This window comes from Micromonospora sp. NPDC002575 (genome assembly GCF_042889525.1).
Lineage (GTDB): Bacteria > Actinomycetota > Actinomycetes > Mycobacteriales > Micromonosporaceae > Micromonospora > Micromonospora carbonacea.
The window spans coordinates 61,726-77,636 of record NZ_JBIARA010000018.1; the positions used below are offsets into that span (position 1 = coordinate 61,726).

The 15,911-nt window shown below is 74.8% G+C and carries 18 protein-coding genes and 1 pseudogene; 8 read left to right on the forward strand and 11 right to left on the reverse strand.

The window, feature by feature from the left end:
* Positions 1-13: 13 nt before the first annotated feature.
* On the forward strand, positions 14-1,414 hold the full coding sequence (locus ACFYWL_RS24085; protein ID WP_386976571.1) for an ATP-binding protein: 1,401 nt from the start codon (positions 14-16) through the stop codon (positions 1,412-1,414).
* A 290-nt stretch (positions 1,415-1,704) separates the two neighbouring features.
* Here ACFYWL_RS24085 and ACFYWL_RS24090 read toward each other — a convergent pair whose 3' ends face one another.
* Both ACFYWL_RS24090 and ACFYWL_RS24095 read right to left on the reverse strand, forming a co-directional pair.
* The gene (locus ACFYWL_RS24090) at positions 1,705-2,730 is read right to left on the reverse strand and encodes an adenosine deaminase (protein ID WP_386976573.1); all 1,026 of its coding nucleotides are present in this window, start codon (positions 2,728-2,730) and stop codon (positions 1,705-1,707) included.
* The gene (locus tag ACFYWL_RS24095; protein WP_386976576.1) at positions 2,727-3,533 is read right to left on the reverse strand and encodes a trans-aconitate 2-methyltransferase; all 807 of its coding nucleotides are present in this window, start codon (positions 3,531-3,533) and stop codon (positions 2,727-2,729) included. The genes ACFYWL_RS24090 and ACFYWL_RS24095 overlap by 4 nt, the downstream gene beginning before the upstream one ends.
* 83 nt (positions 3,534-3,616) lie before the next feature.
* Here ACFYWL_RS24095 and ACFYWL_RS24100 point away from each other — a divergent pair, with 83 nt between their 5' ends.
* Positions 3,617-4,600 carry an aldo/keto reductase gene (locus ACFYWL_RS24100; RefSeq protein ID WP_386976579.1) on the forward strand — a complete coding sequence of 328 codons (984 nt, stop codon included), beginning with the start codon at positions 3,617-3,619 and terminating at the stop codon, positions 4,598-4,600.
* 91 nt (positions 4,601-4,691) lie between these two features.
* Positions 4,692-4,889 (forward strand): hypothetical protein, encoded by a 198-nt coding sequence (locus ACFYWL_RS24105; protein WP_386976582.1) that lies wholly within the window; start codon positions 4,692-4,694, stop codon positions 4,887-4,889.
* A gap of 168 nt (positions 4,890-5,057) precedes the next feature.
* On the opposite strand, the gene ACFYWL_RS24110 is transcribed toward ACFYWL_RS24105, so the two are convergent.
* The 7 genes and pseudogenes from ACFYWL_RS24110 to ACFYWL_RS24140 all read right to left on the reverse strand — a co-directional run bounded on the left by ACFYWL_RS24110 (position 5,058) and on the right by ACFYWL_RS24140 (position 9,519).
* Positions 5,058-5,261 carry a cold-shock protein gene (locus ACFYWL_RS24110; protein WP_007075740.1) on the reverse strand — a complete coding sequence of 68 codons (204 nt, stop codon included), beginning with the start codon at positions 5,259-5,261 and terminating at the stop codon, positions 5,058-5,060.
* A gap of 294 nt (positions 5,262-5,555) precedes the next feature.
* Complete coding sequence (locus ACFYWL_RS24115) at positions 5,556-5,828, reverse strand: DUF4235 domain-containing protein (protein ID WP_386976585.1); 273 nt, start codon at positions 5,826-5,828, stop codon at positions 5,556-5,558.
* Positions 5,825-6,181: a DUF3618 domain-containing protein gene (locus ACFYWL_RS24120; RefSeq protein WP_386976588.1), complete on the reverse strand. Its 357-nt coding sequence runs from the start codon at positions 6,179-6,181 to the stop codon at positions 5,825-5,827. The genes ACFYWL_RS24115 and ACFYWL_RS24120 overlap by 4 nt, the downstream gene beginning before the upstream one ends.
* Positions 6,178-6,612: a phage holin family protein gene (locus tag ACFYWL_RS24125; RefSeq protein ID WP_386976591.1), complete on the reverse strand. Its 435-nt coding sequence runs from the start codon at positions 6,610-6,612 to the stop codon at positions 6,178-6,180. The genes ACFYWL_RS24120 and ACFYWL_RS24125 overlap by 4 nt, the downstream gene beginning before the upstream one ends.
* Positions 6,613-6,974: 362 nt before the next feature.
* A pseudogene (locus ACFYWL_RS24130) lies at positions 6,975-8,156 on the reverse strand (mechanosensitive ion channel family protein); the annotation flags it as partial.
* Positions 8,157-8,264: 108 nt separating this feature from the next.
* A complete protein-coding gene (locus ACFYWL_RS24135; RefSeq protein ID WP_386976594.1) occupies positions 8,265-9,089 on the reverse strand; it encodes a DUF1206 domain-containing protein in 825 nt (274 codons plus the stop codon).
* Positions 9,090-9,153: 64 nt separating this feature from the next.
* Positions 9,154-9,519 (reverse strand): hypothetical protein, encoded by a 366-nt coding sequence (locus ACFYWL_RS24140; protein WP_386976597.1) that lies wholly within the window; start codon positions 9,517-9,519, stop codon positions 9,154-9,156.
* 150 nt (positions 9,520-9,669) lie between these two features.
* On the opposite strand from ACFYWL_RS24140, the gene ACFYWL_RS24145 reads away from it, so the two are divergent.
* On the forward strand, positions 9,670-9,957 hold the full coding sequence (locus ACFYWL_RS24145) for a GNAT family N-acetyltransferase (protein WP_386976600.1): 288 nt from the start codon (positions 9,670-9,672) through the stop codon (positions 9,955-9,957).
* Positions 9,958-10,086: 129 nt separating this feature from the next.
* On the opposite strand, the gene ACFYWL_RS24150 is transcribed toward ACFYWL_RS24145, so the two are convergent.
* Positions 10,087-11,637, reverse strand: a complete 1,551-nt coding sequence (locus ACFYWL_RS24150; RefSeq protein WP_386976603.1) for a glycoside hydrolase family 3 protein — start codon at positions 11,635-11,637, stop codon at positions 10,087-10,089.
* Positions 11,638-11,785: 148 nt separating this feature from the next.
* Here ACFYWL_RS24150 and ACFYWL_RS24155 point away from each other — a divergent pair, with 148 nt between their 5' ends.
* The 3 genes from ACFYWL_RS24155 to ACFYWL_RS24165 all read left to right on the forward strand — a co-directional run bounded on the left by ACFYWL_RS24155 (position 11,786) and on the right by ACFYWL_RS24165 (position 14,246).
* Positions 11,786-11,911, forward strand: a complete 126-nt coding sequence (locus tag ACFYWL_RS24155) for a hypothetical protein (RefSeq protein ID WP_386976606.1) — start codon at positions 11,786-11,788, stop codon at positions 11,909-11,911.
* 121 nt (positions 11,912-12,032) lie between these two features.
* Positions 12,033-13,664 carry a RecQ family ATP-dependent DNA helicase gene (locus ACFYWL_RS24160; RefSeq protein ID WP_386976609.1) on the forward strand — a complete coding sequence of 544 codons (1,632 nt, stop codon included), beginning with the start codon at positions 12,033-12,035 and terminating at the stop codon, positions 13,662-13,664.
* A 78-nt stretch (positions 13,665-13,742) separates the two neighbouring features.
* On the forward strand, positions 13,743-14,246 hold the full coding sequence (locus ACFYWL_RS24165; protein ID WP_386976612.1) for a hypothetical protein: 504 nt from the start codon (positions 13,743-13,745) through the stop codon (positions 14,244-14,246).
* A 132-nt stretch (positions 14,247-14,378) separates the two neighbouring features.
* Here the strand turns inward: ACFYWL_RS24165 and ACFYWL_RS24170 are convergent, their stop codons facing one another.
* Positions 14,379-15,245 carry an aldo/keto reductase family oxidoreductase gene (locus ACFYWL_RS24170; RefSeq protein ID WP_386976615.1) on the reverse strand — a complete coding sequence of 289 codons (867 nt, stop codon included), beginning with the start codon at positions 15,243-15,245 and terminating at the stop codon, positions 14,379-14,381.
* An 85-nt stretch (positions 15,246-15,330) separates the two neighbouring features.
* Between ACFYWL_RS24170 and ACFYWL_RS24175 the strand changes: the two genes are divergently transcribed.
* On the forward strand, positions 15,331-15,846 hold the full coding sequence (locus ACFYWL_RS24175; protein ID WP_386976618.1) for a winged helix-turn-helix transcriptional regulator: 516 nt from the start codon (positions 15,331-15,333) through the stop codon (positions 15,844-15,846).
* The last annotated feature ends 65 nt before the right edge of the window (positions 15,847-15,911 follow it).

A 15,911-nucleotide genomic window follows, 5' to 3' on the forward strand; every position in this document is an offset into this window, starting at 1 on the left:
GCTCACGGCCGGCATGTCCGCCCTCGTCGCGCTCGCCTTCCTGGTTCCCCTCGGCATCAGCCTGAGCGAGCAGACCCGCGAGGAGGCCATCGCGGACGCCGCCCGGCGCAGCGCGCTGGTCACCGGGGCCCTCGCGGTCAGCACCGAGCCGGCCGTCATCCAGCGCGCGGTGGAGGCCAGCGGCGAGGACCCGGCGACCCGGCCGGTGGTGCACGGGCTGGGCGACGACGCGGCCGGCCGGGCCGACGAGGCGGCGCTGGCCCGGGCCGCCGCCGACCGGCGGTCCGTGGTCACCGACGTGCCGGGCGGGGTGCTGCGGCTCGACCCGGTGGTGCTGGGCGGCTCGGTGGCCGTGGTCGAGGTGTTCGTCCCGGACGCCGCCCTCGACGAGGGCGCCACGGGCCGGTGGCTGCTGCTGGCGGCGGTCGCGCTGGCGCTGGTCGGCGCCGCCGTGCTGGTGGTGGACCGGGTCGCGGCCCGCACGGTCGACTCGACCCGGGGGCTCGTGCAGGCCGCCCTCGCCGTCGGCGACGGCGACCTGGGGATACGCGTCGAGCCGACCGGCCCGCGCGAGCTGGCCGAGGCCGGCTACGCGTTCAACCGGATGGCCGACCGCCTGGTGGCGGCGCGCACCGACGAACGGGAGCTGGTGGCCGACCTGTCGCACCGGCTGCGTACCCCGCTCACGGTGCTGCGGCTGGACGCCGACGGGCTGGACTCCGACGACACCAGCGTCGGCTCGTTCACCGAGGCGGAGCTGGACCGGCGGCGCGCGATCCGACGGATCCGGCAGGCGATCGTCACCCTGGAGGGCGAGATCGACGTGTTGATCAACACGACCCGCAAGGCGGTCGCCCACGAGGCCGGGCCGGCGATGTGCGACGTCAGCGAGGTCGTCCGGGACCGGATGGTGTTCTGGTCGGCCCTCGCCGGTGACCAGAACCGGCCGCACCGGGTCAGCGGCGCGCAGCTGCGCATCCCGGCGCCGGTGCCACGCGCCGAGCTGGCCGCCGCGCTCGACGCGGTGATCGGCAACGTGTTCCGCTACACCCCGCAGGGCACCGCGTTCGAGGTGGCGGTCTCCCGCCGGGACGGGTATGTCGCGATCCGCATCGACGACGCCGGCCCCGGCATCGCCAACCCGGACCGGGCGCTCGCCCGGGGGGCCAGCGACCAGGGCTCCACCGGCCTGGGCCTGGACATCGCCAAGCGGGTGGCGTTGCAGGCCAACGGGTCGGTGAGCATCGACCGGGCCCGGCTCGGCGGGGCCAGCGTGGTGATGCTGCTGGCCGACCCGGATGCCGTTCCGCGGCAGGTCAACCGGTTCGGCCTGGTCGGGCGGATGGCCCGGGACGCGCGGGAGCCGAAGGCCGAGGGCCGCCGCTGGCCCCGCCGACGCCCGTCGGACGGCTGACTTCCCGGCGACCGGCCCGCCCCGCTGCGCGCCGGCCGGGGTCGCGGCCGGTTGTGCGCAGACGCAAGTCTTCCTTAGATCCGGATTAACCATGGCGGCACGCCGTGCGCACGGTGGCAGGATCTGGGGCGAACCCATCAGTTCCACCGGCCATTCCGGGATCTCCTGCGGTCGGTGGAGCCGTGCGCGCGGCGGGAGTGCGGTCCCCCCACAACCTCCTCCCGCCGCGCGCCAGCCCCGGATCCGGGTGCCCGTCGGCCCGCGCTCCGGCGGGGGCCGACGAGGCCCGATCAGCCGGCCGACGCGGCCAGGTATCCGTCGATCTCGCTGGCCAGCCGCGCCTTCTCCCCCGGTGGCAGGAACGACGCGGTCACCGCGTCGGTGGCCAGCGCCGCCAGCCCCTGCGGGCCGAGGTCGAGCAGCCGGGCCGCCACCGCGTACTCGTCGTTGAGGGTGGTGCCGAACATCGGCGGGTCGTCGGAGTTGATGGTGACCAGCACGCCGGCCTCGACCAGCCGGGGCAGCGGGTGGGCGTCGAGCGAGGCGATGGCCCGGGTGCGCACGTTGGAGGTGGGGCAGACCTCCAGGGCGATGCGGTGCTGCGCCAGGTGGGCCAGCAGCTCGGGATCCTCGGCGGCGGAGATGCCGTGGCCGATGCGCTCCGCGCCGAGGTCGCGCAGCGCGTCCCAGACGGTCTGCGGGCCGGTGGTCTCGCCCGCGTGCGGGACCGAGCGCAGCCCGGCCGCCCGCGCCCGGTCGAAGTACGGCTTGAACTGGGGCCGGGGCACGCCGATCTCGGGGCCGCCCAGGCCGAAGCTGATCAGCCCGGCGGGCTGCTCGTCGAGGCAGATCCGCAGGGTCTCCTCGGCAGCCGGCAGCCCCGCCTCGCCGGGGATGTCGAAGCACCAGCGCAGGGCGATGCCGAAGTCGGCCTCGGCCCGCTTGCGGGCGTCCTCGATCGCCTCGCAGAACGCCGGCGCGGGGATGCCCCGGCGCACGTGCGAGTACGGGGTGACGGTCAGCTCGGCGTACCGGACCTGCTGGCGGGCCAGCTCGCGGGCCACCTCGTGGGTGAGGATCCAGACGTCCTCGGGGTCGCGGACCAGGTCCACCACGCTGAGGTAGACCTCGATGAAGTGGGCGAAGTCGCGGAAGGCGAAGTAGTCGGCGAGGGCGTCCGGGTCCGCCGGCACCGGGCTGGCCCCCTCGTGGCGGGCGGCCAGCTCGGCCACGATGCGCGGCGACGCGGAGCCGACGTGGTGCACGTGCAGCTCCACCTTGGGCAGGCCGGCGATGAAGGCGGACAGGTCGGTCACGGGCTCTCCTCGGGAGGGTGCGGCGGACGGGCACCGGTGCGGGCGACGACGAACACGCGGCGGAACGGGAAGCACACCCGCCCCTGCCAGACCGGGTACGCCGCCGCGAGGCGGGCGGCGAGCTGGGCGCGGAAGTCGGTCCACCGGGCGTCGTCCAGGGCCGCCCGGACGGGGCGCAGGGCGGTGCCCTCCATCCAGGTCAGCACCGGGTGGTCGGCGTCGGCGGGGGCCGGCAGCAGGTGCACGTACGTAGTCTCCCAGGCGTCGACCGCGCAGCCGGCGCGGGTCAGCAGCGTGGCGTAGCCGACCGCGTCGTCGACCGGGTCGTCGCGCAGCGCCGGGGCGAGCGCGGCAGCCCACGGCCCGCCCCGGGCCACGGCGTGCAGCGCCCGGTGCGAGGGCGCGCCGAAGTTCCCCGGCACGGCGAAGGCGAGCCAGGCCCCGGCGGGCAGCTCGGCGGCCCACCGGGTCAGCAGCTCCCGATGCTCGGGCACCCACTGGAGCAGCGCGTTGCTGACCACCACGTCGACGTCGGGGGCGGGACGCCACTCGCGCACGTCGCCGACCGCGAAGTCCACCGGCGCGTCCAGCGCGGCGGCCCGGGCGATCATCTCCGGCGAGGCATCGAGGCCGGCGACGCGGGCGTGCGGCCAGCGGGCCGCCAGGCCGGCGGTCAGCGCCCCGGGCCCGCAGCCGAGGTCCACCACGGCCCTCGGCCGCTCGGCCGGGACCCGGGCGAGCAGGTCGTGGAAGGGCCGGCCCCGCTCGTCGCGGTAGCGCAGGTACGTCGTCGGATCCCACATCGCGCCCCCAAACCGTACGTCCGTCTTGTTTCCAAGGTACGGCCCGCCGCCGCGCCGGACAAGCCGATCACTAGGCTCGGGGCATGGAGCAGCGCACCTTTTCCCGGCTCGGACGGCACGTCGGCGTGGTCGGGCTCGGCGCCTGGCAGCTCGGCGCGGACTGGGGCCGGGTCGACGAGGCCGACGCGATGGCCGTCCTGACCGCCGCCGTCGACTCCGGCGTCACGTTCGTCGACACCGCCGACGTCTACGGCGACGGGCGCAGCGAGCAGATCATCGGGCGGTTCCTGCGGTCCCGCCCCGACGCGGGGCTCACCGTGGCGACGAAGATGGGCCGCCGGGTCGAGCAGCGGCCGGAGGCGTACACGGCGGAGAACTTCCGGGCCTGGACCGACCGGTCCCGGGCCAACCTCGGCGTGGACACCCTCGACCTGGTCCAGCTGCACTGCCCGCCCACCGCCGTCTTCGCCGACGACCGGGTCTTCGACGCCCTCGACGCCCTCGTCGCCGACGGGCGGATCGCCGCGTACGGGGTCAGCGTGGAGACCTGCGACCAGGCGCTCACCGCGATCGCCCGGCCCGGCGTGGCGAGCGTCCAGATCATCCTGAACGCGCTGCGCCGCAAGCCCCTCGACCGGGTGCTGCCGGCCGCCTCGGCCGCCGGGGTCGGCATCATCGCGCGGGTGCCGCTGGCCAGCGGCCTGCTCTCCGGCCGCTACGACGAGCACACCACCTTCGCCCCCGACGACCACCGCACCTACAACCGGCACGGCGAGTCGTTCGACGTCGGGGAGACCTTCTCCGGGGTGGACTTCGGCACCGGGCTCGCCGCCGTGCGCCGGCTCGCCCCGCTGGTCGGCACGGGCCGCACCATGGCCCAGTTCGCGCTGCGCTGGGTGCTCGACCAGCCCGGCGTCACGGTGGTCATCCCCGGCGCCCGCGACGCCGAGCAGGCGCGGCGCAACGCCGCCACGGCCGACCTCCCGCCGCTCACGCCCGACGAGCTGGCCGCCGTGCGGGACACCTACGACGAGTTGATCCGGCCGCAGGTGCACGACCGGTGGTGACCCGCCCGGCGGCGGTGCTCGCGCACCGCGGCGACGACGCGCATGCTGGACCGGGCGGGCGCGCCCGCCCGGTGAGCGGAGGGGGGACGCGATGAAGGGGTGGCTGCGGCTCACCCTCGGCCTGCTCGCGGTGGTCGTCGGCGCCGTCTGGACGGTGCAGGGCCTCGGCTACGTCGGCGGGAGCATGATGACCGGCCAGCGGATCTGGGCGCTGCTCGGCCCGGTGCTGGTCCTGATCGGACTCGCGACCCTCTGGTACGGCCTGCGCGCCCGACGCCGCCGCACCTGACGTTGACGCCTGCCCGCCCCTGCCCGCCGGCCGCCTGGAAGCGCCGGCGGCGGGGGCTGGCCGCGGCGGGGCCCGGCACGTGAAAAGCCCCGCATCCCGAACGGGACACGGGGCTTGACTTGATCCGGGTCGGATCATCCCCTCGGCCGGCGGGCCGGCCACGGCTGCTCAGATCGGGCGGACCTGCTCAGCCTGCGGGCCCTTCTGACCCTGGGCGATCTCGAACTCCACCCGCTGGTTCTCCTCCAGCGTGCGGTAGCCGCTGGTCTGGATGGCCGAGAAGTGGACGAACACGTCAGCACCCCCGCCGTCGACGGTGATGAAGCCGAAGCCCTTGTCTGCGTTGAACCACTTCACGGTTCCCTGCGCCATGTGTATCTCCTTCTAAAACTGGCGGCCGAGCACGCCGTGCGGCCGATTGGCCGTTTTCGAGCAGCGGCGCCTGAGGCGGCCCCCTGTGCAGGAGACTTCTCTCAACCCACGCCATCTCGCAACAGCGTGGAACAGCAAACCACGTAGCGAAAACTCTGCACAGCCTACCCGACGAAATTCTTCGACATGTGACCTGAAGGACGCCCGAGTTCCGGCCTCGCGGGTCGACGCCGCCGAGCGAAAGGCCCCCCGCCCGGTCTGCCCGGGAGGGGGGCCTGCGGCTGTCTTGGCTGGTCAGTCGGGCCAGCGGCCGGTCAGCCGGCGTACGCCCACCGCGCCGCCCCGGTCGACGGCCGCGCGGACCACGGAGAAGATCGCGCCCTGGAGGGCGGCGGCGGCCAGGATCTCGCCCCAGCCGCGGTCCTCGTCGGTCGCGCTCGGAGCCTCGCCGTCGCCGGCTGTCACCTTCCAGACCTGCCGGAAGATCACGCCGGCGACCGCACCGGCGGCCAGCCCCATCAGCACCCCGACAGGCTTGTACGCGGCCTTGCCGATGCCCTTGCTCACCTGCGCCTCCCCCGCACGATCAACAACACGATCATGGTAGCCACCGCGCCGGCGGCCACCGCCGCCCACGGCACCGGGCTGCGGCCCAGCTCCGCGCCGGAGGCGGCCCGCTCCCGGGCGGCCTCGGCGCCCTGGGCGGCCTGCCCGCGCACCCGGGCCACGGTCTGCGCGGCCTGCTCGCGCACCCGCCCCTTCGCCTGCTCGGCGGAGGACCGCAGCCGGGCCTTCACGTCGGCCTTCGCGGCAAGCGCCTCCATCGTCTCGCCGAGCTCCACCCGGGTACGCCGGATCTCCTCGCGCAGCGCCTCCGTGTCTCCCCTGCCATTGGCGCCGTTGCCCGTGCCGCCCGTCATGCCCGTCCCCTGTCCTTCACCGCGGCGGTGACGGTGTCGACGTCCGCCCGGACGCTGCGTACCGCCGCCGCCGGAACCGGCGGGACCGCCTGGCCGACCTGCTTCTTGCCGACCAGGGCGAGGATCCCGGCCAGCAGGAAGAGCGCCACCGCGACGATCAACGCGGCCGACCAGGCCGGCACGACCAGCGCCAGCAGCAGGATCGCGGCGGCGATCAGCGCGCCCAGGCCGTAGAGCGCCAGCGCGCCGCCGCCGCCGAAGAGGCCGATCCCGACGCCGGCGTGCTTGCCCTTCTGGGTCAGCTCCGCCCGGGCCAGGGCCAGCTCGTCGCGGACGAGTCGGGAGACCTGCTCCGTGGCCCGCTGCACGAGCTCGGCGGTGGACGGCTCGTTCCCGGTCCGCGACGTGCGGTGATTCGCGACGTCAGCCATGCTGTCCTCCTTTCGTCATCACCGCGCTGTATGCCCGGAGTCGCCGCCCGTCAATCCTGCGCGGGGCGGCCAGTCGCACTGACCGCGCCGCGCAGCAGTCCCCGGGAGACGGCCGTTCAAACCCGGCCGGCCCCGCGACGGGGCCTCCGGCGGTTCAACGCGCCGCCACCCGGGCAGGACGCGCCGCGCAGGCCGTCAGCGCGGGGCGTCAGCGCGGGGCGTCAGCGCGGGGCGGCGGCGTGGTTGTCGGACGGGGCCGGGGTGCCGCTCGACGGGGCCGGCGCGTCCGTCGACGTGCCCCCGGCGTCACGGGGCGGGGCCGGGGCGTCGCCGGGCGGCGGGGCCGGGGCGTCCGGGCGGGCGGCGGGCTCGTCCGGGCCCACGAACGCCTCGCTGCGGGCCGCGCCGTCGTCGCTGCCGCCGAAGACCCGGGCGTCGTCGGGCACGTCCGCGTCGGCCCGGCGGCGCGCCGGGCGGCGGGGCTGCACCGCCTGCCAGGGCAGCGCGCCGGACGCGTCGCCGACCTCGGCCCGCATCCGGGGCAGGGCGGTCGGGCGGTGGTCCCGGACCCAGCCGACCAGGTGCTCCCGCACCAGGCAGCGCAGGTCCCACAGGCTGCCGGCGTTCGCCGCGCTGACCAGCGCCCGCACCTTGATCAGGCCGCCCGTGGCGTCGGTGACCTGAAGGACGCAGACCCGGCCGTCCCACAGCTCGCTGCCCTCCACCAGCCGGCGCAGCTCCTCCCGCATCGCCTGCACGTTGATCGACCAGTCGACGTCGAACTCGGCGGTGCCCAGCACCGCCGCCTCCGTGCGGGTCCAGTTCTGGAAGGGCTTGCTGGTGAAGTACGAGGTGGGCAGGATCAGCCGGCGGTCGTCCCAGATCTGCACGACGACGTAGCTGAGGGTCAGCTCCTCGATGCGTCCCCACTCCCCCTCGACGACCACCACGTCGTCGAGGCGCACCGCGTCGCTGAAGGCGAGCTGGAGGCCGGCGAAGACGTTGCCGAGCAGGCTCTGCGCGGCGAGCGCGGCCACCACACCGACCACACCGGCGGAGGTCAGCACGCCGGCGCCGACCCCCCGGACGCTCGGGAAGGTCATCAGCATCACGCCGACGGCGAGGATCACGATCACCGCGATCGTCAGCCGGCGCAGCATCACCACCTGGGTACGCACGCGGCGGGCGTGCCGGTTGTCCGGCACGTCCACCCGGAACCGGGCCAGGGCGACGTCCTCGACCACCACCAGCAGCGAGGCGACCAGCCAGGACAGGGTGACGATGATGCCGAGCACCAGCACGTGCAGCACCACCTGCCGCCACGGTGTGCCGACGGCGTAGCCGGTGGAGAACCGGACGGCGAACTGCACGGCGAGCACGGTCGCGGCGACCTGGAACGGGCGGTGCGCGTGGTCGGTCAGCTCGGTCATCAGCAACGAGCGCCGGCCGAGCCGGCGGGTCGTCCGGTGCACCACCTCGGCCAGGAAAAGGGCGATCGCCGCCGCGGCGAGCGCGGCGACGATCGTCATGAGGTAGCTCTGCACGGGTGTCTCTCCCCCTTCGGCGGTCCCTCGATCCGGGCAAAGGCCCAATGCTGCCCGCTGTCCGCCGTGTCGACCAGGCCGGGCCGAGACCGGCCGGGCCGGGACGGATCACACCTTGCGGTACCGGGACTGGAGGAAGCAGTACACGCCGAAGCAGGCGATGCCGAGGGCGACCAGGGCGAGCAGGAACGGGCCGTACGACTGGTCGCGCAGGGCGCGCAGCGCGGCGTCGAGGCCGCGGGCCTTCTCCGGGTCGTAGTTGACCGCGGCGACGACCACCAGCAGGCCGGCGATGCCGTACGCGACGCCCTTGGCGACGTAGCCGGCCGTGCCGAGGCGCAGGGCCAGGGTGCGGGTGTGCGCGTCCATCTCGCCGGTCTTGAGGTGCTTGCGGAACGTCTTCCTCCAGCCGTAGATCACCAGGCCGACGCCGATCGCGGCGAGCACCAGCCCGGCCAGGCCGACCAGCAGCCGGCCGCCGCCGGACTCCATCAGCTTGCCGGTGAGGGCCTCCTGCTGGTCGGCGCCGCTCGACCCGGCGCTGGAGAAGACCTTCCAGGCGGTCCAGGCGAAGTAGAGGTAGACCAGGGTACGGCCGGCGGAGGCGACCCGCTCGACGAGCCGTTCCCGGCCGCGCTCGGCGCGGTGCCCGACGGCGGCCTCCAGCGCCTGCCAGATCGCCATGGCAAGCATGCCGACGGCGATCGCGACGCAGAGGAACTTGCCCATCGGCTGCTCGGCCAGGGTGCTCAGCGCACCGGCCTGGTCGCCGTCCTTGCCGCCGGAGTCGCCGAAGGCGATCTGCAGGGCCAGCCAGGCGAACAACAGGTGCACCACGCCGTAGCCGATGAAGCCGGCCCGGGCGAGTAGTTCGAGCCACCGGCTGCTCGCGGCCTGCGAGGCGGTGGCTTCGGCGTTCCGGGTGAGTGACATGGCGCCTCAATCTCCGATTGCGGAGATCCCCAAACGTCGGCCACCGCCCACGCGGCGGCGTCGGCTAGCCGTTGGGGTTGCGCGAGACGCGGATGACGACCTGCTCGTTGGTGACGCTGTCCAGGGTCACGGCGAAGCCGCCGACCTCGGTGGCCTGCTGGCCCACGGTCAGCGAGAGCTGCTCGCCGGCGACCTCGACGGTCACCTGGTCGCCCTGGGCGCCGACCAGCTTGGCCTCGACGCCGAGGATGGTGGCGCTGGCCTCGACGCCCCGGTCGAAGGTCACCGCGCAGGAGTCCAGGCCGCAGTCGGTGGAGGCGCCCTCGGAGCTGCACCCGGCGAGCAGGGCGACGCCGAGCGCCAGGCCGGCCAGCAGGCCGGCGGCGCGACGGGTGGGGGTGGACGGGAAGGTGCCGCGTCGGTTCGTCACGCGATCAAGGGTACGAGACCCCCGCGACCCGCCCATGGTGCAAGGAAGGGCCCCCTGTTAACGCTTACGGTAGAGAAGGGCACCCTTCTCACCCACCCCCACCGGGGCTGAACTGGACCGGGCGGCCGGTGGCGGGGGCAGAATGGCCGGGTGAGCTTCCTGGTCGAGGACAATCCCGCCCGCCACCGCTTCGAGATCCTGGTCGACGACGCGCTGGCCGGGTTCACCGCGTACCTGCCCCGGGGTGAGGTGCTGATCTTCACCCACACCGAGGTCGACGCGAAGTTCCAGAACAAGGGTGTCGGGGCAGCGCTGGTGCGGGCCACCCTGGACCAGGTCCGCGAGCGCGGCGGCCGGGTGGTGCCGAGGTGCCCGTTCATGGCGGCCTTCATCGAGCGTCACCCCGAGTACGCGGACCTGGTCGCCCCCGCCCCCTGACGGCCGCCGCCCTCTGCTCGCCCCGGGCCGAGCCGAGCAGGGGGCCCAGCGGAGCAGAGAGCCCAGCCGAGCAGAGGCCGAGCCGAGCGGAGGGCCCAGCCGACCGAGGGGCTCAGCCGACCGGAGGGCTCAGCCGACCACGGGCTCGGCCACGCCCGCCAGCGGCATCGCGGCGACGCGCCCCGTGCCGGCAAGCAGTTCGGCGGCGGCCAGGGAACCGGCCCGGGTCGCGCCGTGGGTGGCGACGTGCACCGCGCCCGTGACCAGGGCAGGCACGCCCAGCTCGACCACCACCGCGTCCGGGCGGGCGGCGAGGGCCCGGGCCACGGCGGCGCGCATCCAGTCGTGCCGGTGCAGGTCGCGGACGACCAGCACCAGCGGCCGGCCGGCGGCCTCGGCGACAGCACCGCCAAGAGCGCCGAGATCGTCCACGCCGAGGCGGACGGCGGTGCTGCCGGGGAGCAGGGCGGCCAGCGGGGCGGCGATCCCCCACGGGGTCTCCGCGCCGATCGCGATGTTGCGGGGCGGCTCGAACTCGACCACGTGCGGGGCCCCGGCCAGCGGCAGGGCCTCGGCGGCGCTCGCCGTGACCCGTACGGCGCGGCGGGCGGCGGCCAGCCCGATCGGGGAGCCGCCGGGTGCGGTGGCGGGGCGGGACGGGGCATCCGCCCGGGCGGCCACCGTCCAGGCGGCGAGCTGGCCGACCCGCTTGGCTGCCTCGGCCAGCCGCTGTTCGGGCAGCTCACCGGCGACGACGGCGGCCACGATCGCGTCGCGCAGCTCGCGGGCGGCGTCCTCGTCGGCGCGTTCGCCGCCGACGCAGATCGCGTCCGCCCCGGCGGCGAGGGCGCGGACCGCCGCGCCGGCGAAGCCGTACCGGTCGGCGACCGCCCGCATCTCCACCGCGTCGGTGACGATCACGCCCGAGAAGCCCAGTTCCTCGCGGAGCAGGCCGCCGAGGATGCGGGGGCTGAGGGTGGCCGGCAGCCGCGGGTCGAGCGCCGGCACGAGCAGGTGGCCGGTCATCACCGCCTGCACGCCGGCCGCCACGGCGGCCCGGAACGGCACCAGTTCGGCGGCGTCGAGCTGCTCGCGGCTGCCGCCGATGCGGGGCAGGTCGTGGTGGGAGTCGACGCGGGTGTCGCCGTGGCCGGGAAAGTGCTTGGCGCAGGCGGCGACCCCGCCGGACTGGAGGCCGCGTACCCAGGCGGCGGTGTGCCGGGCGACGAGGGCCGGGTCGGCGCCGAAGGCGCGTACCCCGATCACGGGGTTGGCGGGGTTGGAGTTGACGTCGGCGTCCGGGGCGTAGTCGAGGGTGACGCCGACGGACGCCAGCTCGCGGCCCAGGTCGCGGGCGACCCCGGCGGTCAGCTCCGGGTCGTCGACGGCGCCGAGAGCGAAGTTCCCGGGCCGGGAGCTGCCCTGGCCGGACTCGATGCGGGTGACGTCGCCGGCCTCCTCGTCGATAGCGACGATCACGTCGGGGCGCTCGGCGCGCAGCGCGGCGGTGAGCGCGGCGACCTGGTCGAGGTCGACGATGTTGCGGGCGAAGAGCACCACCGAGCCGAGTCCGTCGCCGAGCCACCGCAGGACCCACGGCGGCGGGGCGGTGCCGACGAATCCGGGTTGCAGGACGGCGGCCGCCAGGCTCGCCAGGTTCCCCCTCGGTGCGCTGCTCATGCGGCTGCCGTACCCCCGTCTTGTGCCGTGTCGGACCGGCCGCGGGCCGCGGCGGTGCTGCCATGGTCACACCACCGCCGGCAAATAGTCAATAAACCTTACTGTTACTGTCTGGCGCGGTCCGGCCCCTTCGTGGGAGAGTTCCCACATGCCTGTTCCGCCGCTCGCCGACGCCACCGGCGCGGCCGACGTGCCCGGCGTCCGCCTGCTCGGCCTGATCGTCGGCGGCCTCCTGCTGCTCGCCGCGATCCGGGCCATGTTCGGCCGCCGCTGACCCCGCAGCCGCTTGCCGTGTTTGGAAGGGCCCCCTGTGCAACAGAATGCGTTAACAGGGGGCCCTTCCTTCCGCTAGGGCGGGTTTCGGGGGTGATCGACCCGGGTACCACCGGCCCTCGATGAAGCTGTCCACGCACTCCATGACGTTGCGCCGCGCGGCGCGGAGCCTCTTCGGCTGGAAAGCGCTGCGGCCCAACCAGCTCGCCGCCATGCGCGCGGTGATGAAGCGACGCGACGCCCTGGTGGTGCTGCCCACCGGCGCCGGCAAGTCGGCGATCTACCAGATCCCGGCCAGCCTGATCCCCGGCCCGACCGTGGTGATCTCCCCCCTGCTCGCCCTCCAGCAGGACCAGATCGCGGCCCTCAACGAGCGCCGCCGCCCCGAGCTGCGGGCGGTGCGGATCAGCTCGGACGAGACGCCCGCCCAGCAGGCGGAGGCGATCGACGAGGTCCGCGCGGGCCGGGCCGAGTTCCTGTTCATCACGCCGGAGCAGTTGGCCAACCCCGACCGGATGGCCGAGGTCAGGTCGCTGAAGCCCGCGCTCGTGGCGATCGACGAGGCGCACTGCATCTCGGCCTGGGGGCACGACTTCCGCCCCGACTACCTGGCGCTGGGCCACCTCGTCGAGGGCATCGGCCGGCCCCCGGTGGTCGCCCTGACCGCCACCGCCTCCCCTCCGGTACGCGACGACATCGTCGCCCGGCTGCGGCTGCGCGACGCCGAGGTGGTCGTCTCGGGGCTGGACCGGCCGAACCTCTTCCTGGAGGTCGCGCACTGCCCCACCGAGGACTACCGGTGGCGGCGGCTGCTCGCCCTGCTGCGCGAGGACCGGCGCCCCGGGATCATCTACGTGCCGACCCGGCGGGCGGCCGAGGAGCTGGCCGCCCGGCTCACCGACGCCGGCTTCCCGGCGGAGTTCTACCACGGCGGGATGCCCGCCGGTGCGCGCGGCGAGCTGCACGAGGCGTTCCTCGCCGACCGGGTGCCCATCATGGTGGCCACCTCGGCGTTCGGCATGGGCATCGACAAGCCGAACATCGCCTGGGTGGTGCACATGGCGCTGCCGGACTCGCCGGACAGCTACTTCCAGGAGATCGGCCGGGCCGGGCGCGACGGGGAGCCGGCCCGGGTGCTCCTGCTGTGGCAGGCCGAGGACGTCGGCCTGCAACGGTTCTTCAGCGGCGGCCTGCCGGACGCCACCGAGCTGCGCGACCTGGCGGCCCTGCTGCGGCGCGGGCCGGCCAGCAAGAAGGAGCTGCGGGAGGCGACGGGCCTGGGCCCGCGCAAGCTGGGCCAGTATCTCGCCCTGCTGGAGCAGGTCGGCGCCGCCGAGCCCCGGTCGCGGCAGCGCGTCGGCGCGCCCCGGTACTCGCCGACGCCGGTCGAGGCCGGCGACGCGGCGCGGGCCGAGGCGGAACGCCAGCAGAGCGTCACCCGGTCGCGGACGGACATGATGCGGGCCTTCGCCGAGACGGCCGGCTGCCGGGGGCAGGCGCTGCTGGCGTACTTCGGTGAGCAGATGACGCGGGTCTGCGGGCACTGCGACAACTGCGTCGCCGGCACCAGCGTCGCCGACGACGGCGCGAGCGGGCCGTTCCCGGTGCACAGCCAGGTGCGCCACCCCGAGTGGGGTCCCGGCATGGTGCTCAGCTACGAGGAGGACCGGATGACGGTGCTCTTCGAGGAGGTCGGGTACAAGACGCTGTCGGTGCGCGTGGTGTCCGAACAGGGCCTGCTGACCCTCGACTAGCCTGAGCCGGGCCACGGCACCGGGATGGGCCAGGGTGCCCACGGCACCGAGATGGAAACAGACGAGAGGAGCGCGGTCGTGATCGAACAGCCGGCGTACACCGGGTTCGGTTTCTCCGACGAGGAGTGGGGGCTGCTGGTCGGCCTGCCGCAGTCGGTGCTGACCGCGGCGAGCGCCGCCGAGCACGACAGCGCCCGCCGCACCATGGCCGAGAACGCGGCCGGGTTGGAGAGCATCGCCACGGGCCGCGAGTCGGCCAGCCCGCTCGTCGCGGCCGTGGCGGGCGAGATCGTGTCCCGGGTGGGTGACCCGGAGGCCGGCGAGGAGCTGCCGGTGATCGCGCCGTCCGACCCGCGGGCGGTGATCGAGGACGTGCTGAACCGGGCGGCCTCGGCGGCCCGGCTGCTGGCCGAGAAGGTCGACGAGGGCGAGGCCGGCGCCTACAAGCACTGGCTGGTGGAGATCGCCGAGCACGTGGTGAGCGCGGCGTCCAGCGGCGGGATCCTGGGCCTCGGCGGCGACGTGGTGAGCGACTCCGAGCGGCGCTTCCGCGACCGGCTCTCCCAGGTCCTCAACGACTGACTCCCCGTCGGGGATCGGCTGTCAGGGCGCCGGGCGTGGCCGGCGAGGGCGCTTGATCGTCTGCTGGTTCCGGAGAGCCTCACCGGCGTGTCGTCTCACGAGACAGCAGACGATCAAGCGTGGTCCCGGGGTCTAGCCGGCGACCTCGTCCAGGTCGGCGAGGTCGTCGGCGGAGAGGGCCAGGCCCGCGCCCGCGACGTTCTCGCGCAGGTGCGCGACGGACGAGGTGCCCGGGATCAGCAGGATGTTCGGTGACCGCCGCAGCAGCCAGGCCAGGGCGACCGACATCGGCGCCGCCCCCAGCCGGGTGGCCACGGCCGCGAGCGCCGCGGACTGCAACCGGGTGAAGCCGCCGAGCGGGAAGAACGGCACGTAGGCCACTCCCTGCCCGGCGAGCGCGTCGACCAGGGCGTCGTCCTGGCGGTGCGCGAGGTTGTACATGTTCTGCACGCACACGATCGGCGCGATCGCCCGGGCCTCGGCGACCTGCTCCGGCGTGGCGTTGCTCAGGCCGAGGTGCCGGATCAGGCCCTGCTGCTGCAGCGCGACGAGCGTCTCGAACGCCTCGGCGACCGGGCCGGGCCGAGGCCCCGCGGCGTCGCCGAGCCGCAGGTTGACCAGGTCGAGCACGTCGAGCCCGAGGTTGTCGAGGTTCTCGTGCACGGACCGGCGCAGGCTCTGCGGGTCACGGGCCGGCGGCCAGCCGCCCTGCCGGTCGCGGTTCGCGCCGACCTTGGTCACGATGTGCAGCGAGTCGGGGTACGGGTGCAGCGCCTGGCGGATCAGCCGGTTGGTGACGTGCGGCCCGTACGCGTCGGAGGTGTCGATGTGGGTGATGCCGAGTGCGACGGCCTCCCGGAGGACGGCGAGCGCGCCGTCGCGGTCGGCCGGCGGGCCCATGACCCGGGGCCCGGCGAGTTGCATGGCACCGTAGCCGAACCGGGTGACGGTCAGGTCACCCAGCGTCCAGGTGCCGCCGGGAAGGGAAGTGGAGATCATGCTCGTTACTGTGCGGGGGTAACTTCCTGTGCGGAAGTGGGCACCCGAAGGTGCGTAACGTACCGGCGGCGGAAGGGCGGCACCCATGGCAACGAGGACGGCGGCGCAGCAGAGGGCCCGGGCGAAGGCCGAGTACGACGCTTTCCTGACCCAGTGTCCGAGTCGCCAGCTTCTCGACCGCATCGCGGACAAGTGGGTCACGCTGGTGCTGGCCGCGCTCGGCAGCGACGGCTCGCACCGGTTCGGCGCCGACTGCGCCGGCGAGCCCCGGCCGCTGCGTTATTCGGAGCTGTCGCGCCTGCTGGCCGGCGTCAGCCAGAAGATGCTGACCCAGACGCTGCGCTCCCTCGAACGCGACGGCCTGGTGACCCGCACCGTGACGCCGACCGTGCCCGTCACGGTCACCTACGAGCTGACCGATCTCGGCCACTCCCTGCACCGTACGGTGCGCGGCCTGAAGGGGTGGGCCGAGGCGCACATGGACGACGTGCTCGCCAACCGCGCGGCGTACGACGGCCACGCCGCCGGGGCCACCGACGCCGCCGGGGCCGACGCCGGGGCCGACACCGACGCTGCCGGGGCCGCTGCCCCGAGCCGCTGACCCGCGACGGCGTCCGACCCGGCGGCGCTCCCCGCCGGCCCGGGCGTCGACAATGGAGGAAGGCG

Coding starts and splice junctions, on each gene's coding strand:
- ACFYWL_RS24085 (WP_386976571.1), top strand. CDS start 14: ATGTCCGCCCTCGTCGCGCTCGCCTTCCTGGTTCCCCTCGGCATCAGC.
- ACFYWL_RS24095 (WP_386976576.1), bottom strand. CDS start 3,533: ATGTGGGATCCGACGACGTACCTGCGCTACCGCGACGAGCGGGGCCGG.
- ACFYWL_RS24100 (WP_386976579.1), top strand. CDS start 3,617: ATGGAGCAGCGCACCTTTTCCCGGCTCGGACGGCACGTCGGCGTGGTC.
- ACFYWL_RS24105 (WP_386976582.1), top strand. CDS start 4,692: ATGAAGGGGTGGCTGCGGCTCACCCTCGGCCTGCTCGCGGTGGTCGTC.
- ACFYWL_RS24110 (WP_007075740.1), bottom strand. CDS start 5,261: ATGGCGCAGGGAACCGTGAAGTGGTTCAACGCAGACAAGGGCTTCGGC.
- ACFYWL_RS24120 (WP_386976588.1), bottom strand. CDS start 6,181: ATGACGGGCGGCACGGGCAACGGCGCCAATGGCAGGGGAGACACGGAG.
- ACFYWL_RS24125 (WP_386976591.1), bottom strand. CDS start 6,612: ATGGCTGACGTCGCGAATCACCGCACGTCGCGGACCGGGAACGAGCCG.
- ACFYWL_RS24135 (WP_386976594.1), bottom strand. CDS start 9,089: ATGTCACTCACCCGGAACGCCGAAGCCACCGCCTCGCAGGCCGCGAGC.
- ACFYWL_RS24150 (WP_386976603.1), bottom strand. CDS start 11,637: ATGAGCAGCGCACCGAGGGGGAACCTGGCGAGCCTGGCGGCCGCCGTC.
- ACFYWL_RS24155 (WP_386976606.1), top strand. CDS start 11,786: ATGCCTGTTCCGCCGCTCGCCGACGCCACCGGCGCGGCCGACGTGCCC.
- ACFYWL_RS24160 (WP_386976609.1), top strand. CDS start 12,033: ATGAAGCTGTCCACGCACTCCATGACGTTGCGCCGCGCGGCGCGGAGC.
- ACFYWL_RS24170 (WP_386976615.1), bottom strand. CDS start 15,245: ATGATCTCCACTTCCCTTCCCGGCGGCACCTGGACGCTGGGTGACCTG.
- ACFYWL_RS24175 (WP_386976618.1), top strand. CDS start 15,331: ATGGCAACGAGGACGGCGGCGCAGCAGAGGGCCCGGGCGAAGGCCGAG.